Source organism: Haliscomenobacter sp. (assembly GCF_041740695.1).
Taxonomy (GTDB): Bacteria; Bacteroidota; Bacteroidia; order Chitinophagales; family Saprospiraceae; genus Haliscomenobacter.
This window is the reverse complement of record NZ_JBGSLK010000003.1, coordinates 29,596-43,317: the sequence shown is the minus strand read 5'-3', so window position 1 is coordinate 43,317 and position 13,722 is coordinate 29,596. Positions and strand designations below refer to the sequence as shown.

At 45.7% G+C, this 13,722-nt stretch carries 12 protein-coding genes; 5 read left to right on the top strand and 7 right to left on the bottom strand.

Annotated elements, in window-relative coordinates; all coding sequences use genetic code 11:
* Positions 1–148: 148 nt before the first annotated feature.
* The 3 genes from ACEW9O_RS00585 to ACEW9O_RS00575 form a co-directional block, all read right to left on the bottom strand.
* Positions 149–1,783 carry a carboxylesterase/lipase family protein gene (locus ACEW9O_RS00585; protein ID WP_373548166.1) on the bottom strand — a complete coding sequence of 545 codons (1,635 nt, stop codon included), beginning with the start codon at positions 1,781–1,783 and terminating at the stop codon, positions 149–151.
* Between the two features lie 140 nt (positions 1,784–1,923).
* Positions 1,924–2,463, bottom strand: a complete 540-nt coding sequence (locus tag ACEW9O_RS00580) for a DedA family protein (RefSeq protein WP_373548165.1) — start codon at positions 2,461–2,463, stop codon at positions 1,924–1,926.
* A complete protein-coding gene (locus ACEW9O_RS00575) occupies positions 2,464–4,020 on the bottom strand; it encodes a response regulator (RefSeq protein ID WP_373548164.1) in 1,557 nt (518 codons plus the stop codon).
* A 231-nt stretch (positions 4,021–4,251) separates the two neighbouring features.
* Here ACEW9O_RS00575 and ACEW9O_RS00570 point away from each other — a divergent pair, with 231 nt between their 5' ends.
* Both ACEW9O_RS00570 and ACEW9O_RS00565 read left to right on the top strand, forming a co-directional pair.
* Positions 4,252–5,466: an HD domain-containing protein gene (locus ACEW9O_RS00570; protein ID WP_373548163.1), complete on the top strand. Its 1,215-nt coding sequence runs from the start codon at positions 4,252–4,254 to the stop codon at positions 5,464–5,466.
* 52 nt (positions 5,467–5,518) lie between these two features.
* Positions 5,519–6,265 carry a glucosaminidase domain-containing protein gene (locus ACEW9O_RS00565; protein WP_373548162.1) on the top strand — a complete coding sequence of 249 codons (747 nt, stop codon included), beginning with the start codon at positions 5,519–5,521 and terminating at the stop codon, positions 6,263–6,265.
* Positions 6,266–6,444: 179 nt separating this feature from the next.
* Here the strand turns inward: ACEW9O_RS00565 and ACEW9O_RS00560 are convergent, their stop codons facing one another.
* On the bottom strand, positions 6,445–6,951 hold the full coding sequence (locus ACEW9O_RS00560) for an SH3 domain-containing protein (protein WP_373548161.1): 507 nt from the start codon (positions 6,949–6,951) through the stop codon (positions 6,445–6,447).
* Between the two features lie 147 nt (positions 6,952–7,098).
* Between ACEW9O_RS00560 and dprA the strand changes: the two genes are divergently transcribed.
* Together dprA and ACEW9O_RS00550 are read left to right on the top strand one after the other, a co-directional pair.
* A complete protein-coding gene (gene dprA / locus ACEW9O_RS00555) occupies positions 7,099–8,193 on the top strand; it encodes a DNA-processing protein DprA (protein ID WP_373548160.1) in 1,095 nt (364 codons plus the stop codon).
* A 72-nt stretch (positions 8,194–8,265) separates the two neighbouring features.
* Positions 8,266–9,369: an alkaline phosphatase gene (locus ACEW9O_RS00550; protein WP_373548159.1), complete on the top strand. Its 1,104-nt coding sequence runs from the start codon at positions 8,266–8,268 to the stop codon at positions 9,367–9,369.
* An 82-nt stretch (positions 9,370–9,451) separates the two neighbouring features.
* Here ACEW9O_RS00550 and ACEW9O_RS00545 read toward each other — a convergent pair whose 3' ends face one another.
* The 3 genes from ACEW9O_RS00545 to ACEW9O_RS00535 all read right to left on the bottom strand — a co-directional run bounded on the left by ACEW9O_RS00545 (position 9,452) and on the right by ACEW9O_RS00535 (position 12,638).
* Positions 9,452–10,036: a helix-turn-helix domain-containing protein gene (locus ACEW9O_RS00545; protein ID WP_373548158.1), complete on the bottom strand. Its 585-nt coding sequence runs from the start codon at positions 10,034–10,036 to the stop codon at positions 9,452–9,454.
* Positions 10,037–10,278: 242 nt separating this feature from the next.
* Positions 10,279–11,070: a tail fiber domain-containing protein gene (locus tag ACEW9O_RS00540; RefSeq protein ID WP_373548157.1), complete on the bottom strand. Its 792-nt coding sequence runs from the start codon at positions 11,068–11,070 to the stop codon at positions 10,279–10,281.
* A gap of 113 nt (positions 11,071–11,183) precedes the next feature.
* The gene (locus ACEW9O_RS00535; RefSeq protein WP_373548156.1) at positions 11,184–12,638 is read right to left on the bottom strand and encodes a tyrosinase family protein; all 1,455 of its coding nucleotides are present in this window, start codon (positions 12,636–12,638) and stop codon (positions 11,184–11,186) included.
* Between the two features lie 79 nt (positions 12,639–12,717).
* Here ACEW9O_RS00535 and ACEW9O_RS00530 point away from each other — a divergent pair, with 79 nt between their 5' ends.
* Positions 12,718–13,722 (top strand): T9SS type A sorting domain-containing protein, encoded by a 1,005-nt coding sequence (locus ACEW9O_RS00530; protein ID WP_373548155.1) that lies wholly within the window; start codon positions 12,718–12,720, stop codon positions 13,720–13,722.

Below are 13,722 nucleotides of genomic sequence, written 5' to 3'. Positions count from 1 at the left end.
TTTTTAAACACAAAGGAAAAAAAAGAGGACACAAAGGACACAAAGCGAAGCGTTGTCAACGTCTAACTTTGTGCCCTTTGTGCTTCTTGGTGTTTTCTTTGTGAAAAAAAATGTTGCTTTAGTTTACCCTAAACAACATGGTGACTCATTACTTATTGTTCCCATAAGCCCGATCCAAAAAGCGGTACCGCCCATCATCCTTCGCCTTCACAGCTTTGGATTCCACATCGATCACCATTACATCGGGAGCGTTGTCTCCTTTTTGCGCAGTAGGCCATTTTGGCAAACTCCCCCCATTGGGATTCCCAGAAATGATGAAATTGGCAAAGTAGTTGAGCATGGTTTCCGACACTTTGTAGTCATCCGGCGTCCAGGCATAATCCGTGACCAAATGCAGATTGCCCATGCAATATTCGATTTCACAGGCATGGGAAGCACCAACGGGTTCTGGTGCTTTGGGGGCATTGGGATCGCGCTGCATGGTACCTCCAGCCAAACCAGAAACCAGGTTTTGATCCACCAATGGTGGCCGGATGCGGCTGTACAAATAGCGGTATACGGGTTGAGTGCTGTTTTGCACATGTAAGTCGCCCCATTTCCAGGTGCTGTAAGCAATGAAACGGTCGGCAGCCAAGGCAGTTGCAGAGAGCTCGATCTCCTTGGTCGAACCATGTGGATACAACTTCAGTACTTCCTCATGGTCGTTGGGGTAAGTCTCTTTAACCTTTTTGACATAAGCCTCTTCCGTATATGGTTGCCCTTGCATGAAGGCCATGCCGGGGATTTCGGCAGAGTTCCAGCCTAGCAACAATGGCACCATGGCCTGTTGTTTGGCGGCAAAAATCTCCGGGAGAGTTTTGGGGTAAAAATAGCCGTCGATCACGGTTGGGAAACCAAATCGTCTGGATTCGGTGTAGATTTCAAAAATTTCGCGGGTACTCAGTTTGCGCAATTCCGCCAGGGTAGGATAGCCCGCATTTTTGGCAAATTCGAGTCCGGTTTTTTCAGCTTCAGCCAAAGGAACTGGGAAAAGCGTAGGGTTGATCCCCGCGCCACTTTCACCAATGGCACCTGCGATCAGCCCTTTGGATAGGGGAGAGGCCATTTGGGCACTTACGGAAATAGAACCTGCCGATTCTCCGGCGATGGTCACCTTTTTGGGGTCGCCACCAAACGCAGCAATGTTTTTTTGCACCCACTTCAAGGCGGCACTTTGGTCGAGCAGACCATAATTGCCCGAAGCTTTGTAGGGCGCTTCAGCACTCAACTCAGGGTGTGCAAAAAAGCCGAAGATGTTCAATCGGTAATTCACGGTAACCACCACGATGCCTTTTTTGGCCATACTTTCGCCGTCGTAACGAGGTTCAGAACCATCGCCAGCCACAAAACCGCCACCGTAGAAATAAACCAATACGGGTAGGTTTTTGTCGGTACGTTTGGCAGGGCTCCAGACGTTGAGATAAAGGCAATCTTCACTCAGGCCTTCGGAGCGGAATTTCATGTCGCCAAAGATAAAACCTTGTACTGCGCGGGGACCAAACTTTTTGGTCATTTTGACTCCAGTCCAGGGTGCCAGCGGTTGTGGGGCTTTCCAACGGAGTTGGCCAACGGGTGGCTTGGCGAAAGGAATGCCTAGGTAATATTGCATACCCGTGCGGATATCGTAGTTGCCTTCAATTTGGCCGTGTTCTATTTTGGTTTGAACCGGCATGTAGAAGTTGGTTTGTGCCAGCGCTGAAAAGCCCAGCAGCAGTAAGCCGAAAAGGAATAGCGATCGATACATAGGATGTGATTTGATTTATTGTCACAAAGTGAGACAATAATAGGAAGAATTTTGGAGATGGAAAAGGGAATGTAAAAATAAGGGAGCCTGATAATTTATTAGGGGCGATAAAAAAATAAGTGTTCATTTTGCCCCACTACTTAGCTTTTTTCCTGAACCTCTTTTTTACCAAAATACCAATAAATAAAGACTAAAATTGCAGCGAAAGATAAAACTATAACCAACACCCTACCCGATTTCAACTGCTCCAACAACCAATTCGTAAAATAATACCCCACGCAGCCATACACCGTCACCCAAATGCTGGTACTGAGCAGGCTGAACAACAAAAAGCGGCGGCTACTGAGTTTACTTGCGCCAAATAACAAAGGCAATACAATGCGGAATCCATAAATAAAACGGTAGGATAAAAGCAGAAGGGTACCATGACGCGCCAACAAATGATCAATCCTGGCAGCCTTGAGCTGAAGTTTTTCGTTGCGCTCCAGGTAACGGCGACCTTGTTTGCGTCCGGTGAGGAAATAAAACCAATCGGTACAAAAAGTACCCAAAAAAAAGGCCGCGATGGCCCCATATAAATCCACATACCCTGCCTGTGCAGCCTGGATGGCGCTGATGTACACCAACTCGCCTTCCAGGACTGCACCGGCAAAAATGCTCAGGTATGCGACAAGATTCACTTATTTGACTTTGAGCCTTACAATCGGGCAAATCATCTCTTCAAGCGAGATGCCGCCATGTTGGAAGGTGTTTTTGTAATAGTTGTGGTAGTGGTTGTAATTGTTGGGGTAGAGGAAAAAGATGTCTTCTTTGGCAAAAATGTAGGAAGAACTGATGTTGGGACTGGGCAGGCGCGCCTCCTCTGGCTTGCGAATTTCCAGCACATCCTTTTTGTCGTATTGCAGGTTGCGCCCCATTTTGTAGCGCAAGTTGGTGGTGGTTTCGCGATCGCCGACCACTTTAGATGGCGTATTCACGCGGATGGTACCGTGGTCGGTGGTGATGATTAGCTGAATGTCCTTTTCTGCCAACTTTTGCAAGGCCGCCCACAAAGGTGAATTTTTGAACCAGGTGAGGGTCAAAGAGCGGTAGGCCTTTTCATCACCTGCCAGTTCTTTGAGCACTTCCATCTCGGTGCGTGCGTGCGAGAGCATATCGATGAAGTTGTACACGATGACGGTGAGGTCATTTTTGACGTAGTTGAGCACATTCTCCTGCAATTGGCGGGCCTGGGCTACCGTGGTGATTTTGAGGTAATCGTGCTTGATGTCTTTGCGCAAGGTGCGTCGAATCTGCTCACTCAGCATGTCTTTTTCAAAGAGATTTTTGCCACCTTCCTCGTTGTCATTGCGCCACCAATCAGGGTGGTGTTTGTCAATTTCGAGGGGCATCATCCCCGCAAAAATGGCGTTGCGGCTGTACTGGGTAGCAGTGGGCAAGATGCTGCAAAAAGTATCCTCTTCCTCCACCCGATACAATTCACTCAGCACTGGCTCGATGACCTTCCACTGGTCGAAGCGCAGGTTGTCGAGCAACAGCACGAAGGTAGGCGTGGTATTGTTGAGCAGTGGGAAAATTTTGCGCCGAAACAACTGGTGCGAAAGTACAGGCCCGTCGCTGTCGTGCTGTACCCAATTCAGATAGTTTTTGGTGACGTATTTGGAAAACTCGGTATTGGCCTGGTTTTTTTGCATGGACAGGATGTCGCCCATTTCCGTGGAATTGGCCTGATCGATTTTGAGTTCCCAACTGATGATGCGGCGGTACACCTCCACCCATTCCTCAAAGTTCAAGCCGCTGTTGATCTCCGTAAAAATCTGCCGGAATTCCTGCTGGTAATCCGATGAAGTTTTTTCCCGCACCAGGCGGTCGTTATCGATGATTTTTTTGAGGGACAGCAGGATCTGGTTCGGGTTGACGGGTTTGATGAGGTAGTCGGCAATCTGGGAACCCAGGGCTTCTTCCATCACCGTTTCGGCCTCGTTTTTGGTGATCATCACCACGGGTAAGGCCGGATTTTCGGCCTTAATGCGGGTCAGGGTTTCCAAACCAGTGATGCCTGGCATACTTTCATCCAAAAACACGACGTCAATGTTGCGGTTTTGCTGGCATTCTTCCAGGGCGTCGTGGCCATTGGTGACCGTGATGACGGAGTAACCTTTTTTTTCCAGAAACAAAATCTGGGGCCGGAGCAGGTCGATTTCGTCATCGGCCCAGAGTATGATAATTTTATCCATGCGAAGGGTTTTTTCCCACGAATGAATTCATGGGTTAAGACTTGTGGGTTGTGTGATTACACAAAAATCAGTTTTTCTGGGTTATTATTGTTCAGATGGGGAGGGAATTTGAGAATTAAGGGAAATTATTGATGTGAGGATAAAGAAGCCCCAGTGATTGTCAGTTTTTAAGCTAAAAATACTCCTTGCCCCACTCCCCAGACTTTCCGACCTTTGCCCCAAATTGTCACCATGCCACGCCACAAAATTTTCAACGACCCCGTTTACGGCTTTGTCACGGTGCCTTATGGCATCATTTTCGACCTCATCGAGCATCCTTATTTCCAACGTTTGCGGCGCATCAAACAAGTTAGCCTCACCCATTACGTGTACCCGGGGGCTTTGCATACCCGTTTTCACCATGCGTTAGGGGCTTTTCACCTGATGACCGAGGCCATCGAGGTTTTGCGTTTCAAAGGCGCGGAGATCAGTGAAGAAGAGGGCGAGGCGGTGCAAATTGCGATTTTGTTGCACGATATTGGACACGGGCCTTTTTCCCATACCCTTGAAAACACCCTCATCAACGTCCACCACGAGCGACTTTCGCAACTGTTTATGCAAAAATTGAATGAGGAATTTAATGGTGCCTTGAGCTTGGCCATCCATATTTTTGACGATTCTTATCCCAAAAAATTCCTGCATCAGTTGGTCTCCAGCCAATTGGACATGGATCGTATGGATTACCTGAATCGAGATAGCTTTTTTACGGGAGTGTATGAAGGGGTGATTGGTTACGATCGCATCATCAAGATGTTGGCGGTGCACGAGGGGGAATTGGTGGTAGAGGAAAAAGGCATTTATTCCATCGAAAAATTCCTGATTGCCAGGCGTTTGATGTATTGGCAGGTTTATTTGCACAAAACGGTGTTGTCTGCGGAACAAATGATGATTCAGGCCCTGCGCCGCGCCAAACTGATCGCCAAACAAGGGGTAAAACTCTATTGCCCGCCCAATATGGAGTTGTTTATTTACAACGATTTTGCGGAAGCTGACTTCCTTTCTCGCCGCGATGAATTGCTGGATGCATTTGCTGGCCTGGACGACGCGGACATTTCCGCAGCACTGAAAGGCTGGATGAAAACCGAAGACCGGGTTCTGGCTTTTCTGGCCACCGGATTGGTCAATCGAAGACTATTCAAGTTAGAATTGGTAGATCAGCCCTTTGAAACAAGCTATATCGAAACCCTGCGCCAACAAATCGAACAGTGGTGGCCTGGCCCAGCGGATGAGGCCACCTACCTGCTACTGAGTGGCCAGGAAAGCAACCATGCTTACAATCCGCAAAGTGAAGAGATCAAAATGTTGTTTAAAAATGGGGTGGCCAAACCGATGTCGGAATTGTTGGAGCCGGGGCTGCATTTTAAAAATGTGACGAAGTATTATTTGGGGTACCCAAAGATGGGGTGAGTGGGAAAATACTCCCAAAAAAACTTGCGCAATAAAAACTTTTTGTTTATTTTTGTCTTACGTTTCAAACATTACACTCAAAGTGGTTTTTATGGGCAAGGTGAACAAATATCTAAAGAAGAATTGGCTCAAAGTGGCCATTGTGCTGCTTTTGGTATACGGTGCCACGCGTAAAAACCTGAGTTTGCGGATCAACATGAACACCCCAGTCAAGTCGGAGGAAAAACTGCCCGTTCTACCTGCTGCTCCCATTAAAGAAGGGTATACTGACAATCGCAATGCCCCAATTCCAGACAACAAGTTTTCCCTTGATCCATTTCCCAGCAAACAATCCGCTTCAAAACTGGCCGAAAAACTAAGTCAAATTGATGACGCTGCCAAAGCCACCTTTGTACACCGTTTTGTCAAAGTTGCCGTCAATGAACAGCACAAATTCGGCATCCCTGCCTCCCTCATTTTAGCCAATGCCCTGCTGATGAGTCAGGCGGGCCAAAGTGCTGGGGCACAAGCCGCCAACAACTTCTTCAACCTGCAATGCACCAGCGATTGGCAAGGCCCTACCTTTGCCAGTGGCAAAACCTGCCTACGCAATTACGAAACAGCCTGGATGAGCTTCCGCGACCATAGCTATTACATCACAACAGGTACATTCTCTCCGCTGCGAACAAAAAGCACAACCGACGTGAAAGGCTGGGTGGATACATTGCAAGAACTAGGTTTTTACCCCACAAAAGCGGATGCAAAAGCAGTTCTGCTCATCATCGAACAATACGAATTAACTGCTTGGGATAGCCGTTAAAAGAAAAAGTAGATTGACCCCTGCAATTATTGCCAGGCTTTTGTATTTTTATTTTTGTATTTTTGCTTTGTTTACACGCCTTACATAAAATATCAACTGTTATTTCTGGGCTGCCCAAGGTCAGGCTATTGTGATTCATCGCATTGGCCTACTAACCAATTGGGAAATCAGCACATCAATCAATCTGAGCCCGGGTGCTTGCGGCGGTAGTAATGTACTCCTGCGCCAAAAACCCAGCCAGCGCGACCTTTCCGGGTTTGGACTTTGATCCAAGGCTCGGTCACCGTTTGTTTGCCCAAATTGACCGTTGTGGTCGAGTCACTCACGGCGTTGAGGAAATATACTTCTTCAAACAAGGGGAGGGTTTCGAGTATCTCCGCACCCGTTGAAGGGCTTTTACGCACCTTTAAATTTTCGAGGCAGACGTACAAACGGGAGAGGGCAGGAGCAGTACTGACAGCAGGGCTGGCAACTGGGCTGGTTTTTGGGGTATCACTTTTGATGGCCTCAATTTTTCGGCCCAAACTGTCTTCCAAATCCCGTAGGCGGTCACGTTCTGCTCGATTGACGTATTTACTTTGGGTGTCGGAACATTTGTTGACGGCCCAAAAAGCGAAGCCGATGAAAAAAACGGCAATGATGATGAGTTCCAAGCTGGGCAGGATTGAACCTTTTTTTTCGCTCATAGTATTGAAGTTGAGAAGGTTGAGAAGGTTGAGGAAGGTTGAGCATTACCACTAGAGACTTAGTCAAGAATGCTTGTGGCAACCTCAACCTCCCTAAACCTTCTCAACCTCCCTAAACCATAATCTACAAAGATATTTCTTTTTGCAATGGAGCATTTATTTTACCCAATTGCCCTGACAAAAATCCCCAAGGTAGGCCCGATTACGGCGCGTACCCTGGTCAGTTATTGTGGTAGCCCCGAAGAGGTGTTTCGCAGCAGCGCCAAAGCCTTGCTCAAAATTCCCGGCATTGGTGCCCAATTGGCCCAACAAATCAAATCAGCTGAACCCCAAGTGGCTGCGGAAAAAGAGCTTGCACATCTGGAGCACCATCAAATTCAGGCTCTTTTTTACCTGGATGAGCAGTATCCTAGCCGTTTGAAACATTATCCAGATAGCCCACTGTTGTTGTACCATCGAGGCAACGCCAACTTGAATGCCAAACGTATTGTTGCCATCGTTGGTACCCGCAAACCTACGGTGCAAGGCACTTCCTTTTGTGAAGAAATGTTGGAACAACTGGTGCCCTACGACCCGCTCATCATCAGTGGCTTGGCCTATGGCATCGACATTTGTGCACACCGCAAGGCGTTGGAAGTCAAACTGCCGACGGTTGGTGTGTTGGCTCATGGACTGGCTCATTTGTACCCGCCTGGACACCGCTCCGTAGCGCAAAAAATGCTGGACAATGGTGGGATACTCACCGAATACGGCTTTGAAACCAATGCCGAAAAAGAGCATTTCCCCCTGCGCAACCGTATCATTGCTGGGATGTGTGATGTGCTGGTCGTAGTCGAAACCGCCCGTTATGGCGGCTCCATCATCACAGCCAAATATGCCAATGAGTACAACAAGGACGTGTTTGCGGTACCTGGCCGGGTCAAAGATCCTTTTTCGGTAGGCTGTAATGAATTGATTAAAAACAATCAGGCGCACCTGATGGAAAGCGCCGAAGACCTGGTACGTATGCTGCGTTGGGATTTGCCTCCCTATACTTATGGCGTTCAACAACAGCTTTTTATCGAATTGAGTACAGAAGAAAAAAATATTGTAAATTTGTTGCGTCACGACGAAGAAAAGAACATCGACGAACTGACCTTTGTAGCGCAAAAGTCGAGCAGCGCAATGGCGGCCCTTTTATTGGAATTGGAGTTTAAAGGAGTCATCAAAGCCTTGCCCGGCAAACGATACATCTTGGTGTAAGTACCAGCTCACAATTAATGATCTGTTGCTTAGTTGCTTCGTTTTTTATTAGAGAACTACCACAAAGATTAGATGAAAAAACTCTTGATCATAGGATTGACCCTACTGTTGTGTGGGCCAGTCTGGAGCCAAAAAAAATCAAAAACAGTCGTTGCAGCTACACCGTTGCGCCAGGCTAAAAATGTCATTTTACTGATTGGGGATGGCATGGGGTTGACCCACATCTCGGCGGGTATGTATTTCAACAACAACCAAAGCCAGTTCGAACGTTTCCCCGTGGCCGGTTTACACAAAGCCTATTCCGCCAGCGACCTCATTACGGATTCGGCAGCAGGAGCTACGGCATTTGCCAGCGGCATCAAAACCTACAATGGCGCGATCGGGGTGAACACCGATAGTATGCCCGTCAAAACCATCCTGGAACAAGCTGAAGAAAAGGGCTTGGCCACCGGGATGGTGGTCACCTCCACCCTCACCCACGCTACCCCGGCTCCCTTTGTTGCCCATGTGCGCAACCGGAAGTTCGAAGAAGAAATTGCTACTTTTTTCCTCAAAACCGAAGTCGATTTTTTGGTTGGTGGGGGAAAAAAATTCTTCGACCAACGGGCTACCGATGGTCGTAATTTGGTCAAAGAACTCCAGGCCAAAGGCTATCAAATCAACGACTTTAGCCAAAATGCTGAAAGTGCCACTCCGCCCGATCCAAGCAAAAACTTCATTTATTTCAGCGCCGACGGCGACCCAGCCAAAGCCTCGGAAGGCCGAACCTACCTGGCACCCTATAGTGTTGCTGCCGCCAAACACCTCAAACAACGCTCTGAAAAAGGCTTTTTCCTGATGATCGAAGGCTCTCAAATCGATTGGGGTGGTCATGCCAACAACTCGGATTACATTGTGAGTGAGGTAGTAGATTTTGACCAAACCATTGGTAAAATCCTCGACTTTGCCGCCGCCGATGGAGAAACCCTGGTGATTGTAACTGCTGACCACGAAACGGGAGGCTACGCAATCAATCCGGGCTCAGAATTGGGCAAAATCCGGGGGGCGTTTACGACCAATCAACATACCGCTCAGTTGGTGCCAGTGTTTGCTTTTGGTCCGGGAGCAGAGTTGTTTGCGGGAATTTATGAGAACACGGCGATTTATGAGAAAATGAAGGCGGTGTTGGGGTGGTGAAATAGAAGGTTCCAAAGTTCCAGGTTCCAAAGTTCCAGGGTTAAGGCAAAACCTGAGAATTGTCGATCGACTCACCTCAAATCTATTGTAAGTGTAGGCGGTATTGATTTGGAGTCAGATTGGTGTGTTTTCTGAAAAAATTGTAAAAATTAGCCAACTCCGTAAACCCGAGCTCATAAGCAATGGCTTTAATAGGCAGCTTGGAAAATACCAATTGGTTTTTGGCTTCAAGGAGGATTCTGAATTGAACCAAAGCGTTTGCAGAGCACCCGAGTTGCTGCCTCAAACTTTTGTTTAAATATTGTTGAGATACGTTTAATTCAGTGGCGTATTCCTGAATTTGCATACGGGGAGCACTTGAAAACAAGAGATCCAAAAATCGATCTACCATTCTAGGGTACGCTTTCTTGTCACCATTAAGGGTATCCCAATAACGGTTTTCGGCTTCCAGCAAGGTTAACTCACTCCAATTTTTTACCTCAGACACATGAATCCAGGGAATCATCCTCTGGATCGGAATAGACCAAGTGTCATTCCATTCTCGTTGAAAAACTGGGCATTTATGGATGCGATTGGTATACAATACCGTTGGAAATGTTAAGTCTTGTACCCACGAAACCTCTGATTTTACCACACAGTGAATTGCTTGCTTTGGGGCAAGGTTCATCAGTGTGATTTCTATTGGTTGGTTTTGTTTTTCGTATGGAATCGGATTGTTTTTAAGGGGGGGGTAAAATCAGCATATAGCATTATAGGGTTATTTTTGGGAATTGGGAATACTACATTTTACAACAACAAAAATACCAATACTGATGCCAAAAAGCTACTTTTTTAACTTATGAATAGTGAAACCAATCTTAAAATTTATGGAAGCGAAGGTTTCAAGTTCGCTTCCATAAAGGTCACTGTTTATTTTTTCTTCAAAGCCTCCACTTCTTTTTGTAAGGCTTCGATCAATGCTTGTTGCTCTTTGATGGCTTCAACCAAAACTGGGATCATCGCTGTGTAGTTGACAGAAAGGTATCCCTGACTATCTGGTGAAACCAACTGTGGCAAGATTTTTTGTACTTCTTGAGCGGAAAACCCGATCTGCTCTTTTTGTGGTTTGGATTCTTCTTCCAGGCGTTTACGAGCTTCCTCGATGCTTTTTTGCTCTTTTTCATTACTGGGCTTAGCATCTTGCAAAAACCTCGCTCGATTGGGGTCGACAGGACGGTTGAAATCGTACTTAATGGCCTGGAGTTGCTTCACTATGGAAAGCCCATCATTGAGTTTGACAACATTTGATTTTAAACGAATGTCTGAAGTTAAGGTGACGCCATAAGAACGAACTTGCCCCCAAACATCTAATACCCAGGCGCTACCCAGCCAATTGAAGGCCATGCCATTGGTAATACGGTCGCCATTTACCATAAAGTGGAAGCCATTTTTTCCGCCCAATTCCAGTTTATCCGAATCCCCGGTACCGTATTCGCCAAGATACACATTTGCTCCTCCACCAGATCCAGCTCCGTAATCTCCAAAGCTTAACTTTGAGCCAGTGCGATAAGTATCGGTCCCTAAGCCCAGTATTTCTTGAGTTACCTCATTGTTGTAGTCGTTTCCGGATCTTTCGTTCCCCAATTTGACCTTACCAGTCGTTTCTACTTTGACCTGTGCAAAAGTACCTGGGATGAAGCTAGACATAAGGATTGCTAGCACGAAAAATGATTTTACCATTCTCATGTTGATGACAAGTTTATTTTTGATGAAATGAATTGCAGGATAAAATCGACCTGTTGCCGATTTTTTGTGAAAGTATTTTGTTGTGGATTTTAATGTACTGCTTTTACACTGGTACTTTCTTTGCCAATGCTCACGCGGCAATTGTAAATGCCTTTGGACCAACCTTGGGTGGATACAGAATAGTTGTATTTTCCGGCAACTTGAATGCCCGGCTGGTACTGCGCGATTATTTGGCCAAGTACATTGAAAACATGGATTTGTACCAAAGCTTCGTTTTCTACTTCGTATTGTACATTCAGCGCATCTCCGATTGGGTTAGGAATGATCTGAATTTTGGCATTTGTTTCGGTGTTTTTGGGGATGTCTAATGCAGACAGTTCTGGTGTACTTTGGCTAACCAGGGTATTGGAACTGAATCCGCAGGGAGTTGTAACACATTTGGCGCTAAAGGCAGCTCCTTGTACGGTCTTGAAACCACCCATGAGGTAGATTGCTTTGCCAGCACGGAAGTCGACGGTTTTGCCACTGGGAATTTGGAACCCACCCTTATTGTCTGTTACCACATTGTCGCTGGCATCTCGTTTCACATCACCAGCATAAATGGTGCCTTCTACGGTGGAGCCGTTCCAGGCGGTGTAGCAGTAAAGTTTGTTGGAATTGGGGACAAAATCTGAAGCAGAACCTAAATACCCACTTCCATCTAGCAATAGTTTTTTATTGTATGCATACCATACATCTTGACCCAAACCGGGGATATTTTGCAAGAACCTGGAGTCAAGGACTACATCAGGGGGAATATCATAGTCCCCCGTTGTATTTCGTTCTGAAAAATCGGATTGTTCACCGACAATTTTATCTTCCCATTCCTGCCAGAGTTTATCAACCATTCCATGATGCAAATAAAATAGAGGATCCCAAGGAGAGTTTGGACCGCTCATCGCTCCATCTACTTCTTGATGTCCAGCTGCATGTACTGTATTTTCTATTCCACTTTGAAATCCCCCGAAGAAATTGGAATTGAGTGCATTGTTAACCCTAGTTAAAACGTTAAGAGGAAATACGCTGTTATTAGTATTCAAGTTCCCTCCAGAATTCCAGCCTCTTTGTAAATGCCTCCAAATGGTGCCAGTAGGGTCATCAAATTGTCCTAAAAAAGAAGGTTCTTCCCAGGTAGAAAGAGCAGCTGTAGGTTCTATTCTCCAGTCCCAATAGGGAATTGAAAGATTTACACTGCCTACACTCGTGCGTAAAACTGTTTCAGCATGGTATTGGAAAATGCGATGCCAAGGAAGAAAAAGTTCATTAAAGTGCACGTTTTCTAATGGAATTGGACAGATCGAATTCGTCTCGCTAAAGTGACACTGATGATGAAGTCCCTCGTTCTCAAAGTAGACCCTATTCTGTTTTACAGCCGTAGCATAAAGTGTTTTTTCAGTAGGAGTCATCTCACGATGATCTTTTCTGATTCTTTGTCCCATCACTTGTATGGAAAGGCCAAATAAAACCAATAGGAGTAAATTCGTTTTAATTTGTTTTGGATTCATGCTTTTTTTTAACTGACACAAAGGTGAAAATTCTTTTTTTTTGAGGAATTATCAATTCTGAAACTAAGTATTATGAATAATGAAGCTTGGCTTTAATACTCACCTTATTGTTCTTTTCTTTGAGAAAAAAATCACCATGAACAAGATTTCAAGCCTATTTTTTTTCATCCTGTTTAGCAATTGCATAAGCAGTCAAAGCCTCAATCTAAGTTTTGAAGACTTGGACGAAAGTGGAAGCCCTAAAAGCTGGTTGCCTCTATCTTACCCTAAAAATTCGACGATCACCAGTGATTCACATCATGGTAAAAATGCGGTAAGGATCAACAATTATTATGGCTATGTTGCAGGAAGTTTGTACTTGGGGGATATTAACCAAAAAGTAATCGTTACTGACATAGTAGGAGAGCAAGGCAGCCTGGGTATGCCAATTCAGCAGAAAGTACTTAGCCTCAAAGGGTGGTACAAATATGAGCAGGTTGATCCGAATAGACTTGGAAAGGATTCTGGGCAAGTAATCATCATATTGAGACGATTTCTGGAATTGGAACAAAAATCGGTTGTAATTGGGCAGGGTTTGCTCAATTTGGGGGCTAAGGATCAATATACGGAGTTTCAAGTGCCGATAAAATATTTAAGAGATTTATTACCGGATACAATGAGTATTTTTTTTTCAACAACGTATGATCGCCATAAATTGAAACCTTCAGGTGGCATAGAACTTCTATTTTCTCAAAACTCACAGCAATGTAATACACTAGGCCAAACCTGCTTTTACCTCACCATCGACGACCTCTCCCTCCAATTCACTACCCCCACCAAAAATCCACGCATAAACTTACAGCTACTCCAAATCAGCCCCAATCCAACAGACGATAAAACAGTCATCACCTGGGAACTGCCCACACCATCTCGCAATGTTGAACTAAGCATAACCGATGTTTTGGGGCGAACCTTACAAAGAGTTCAAACAGATCAAAACCAGGTTGAAGTAAATACAATTGATTTACCTAAAGGAATGTATGTGGTGTATTTGCGTCAAGCTGGACAGCTTCTTGGCACAGAGCGATTGCTCATTGCAAAATGA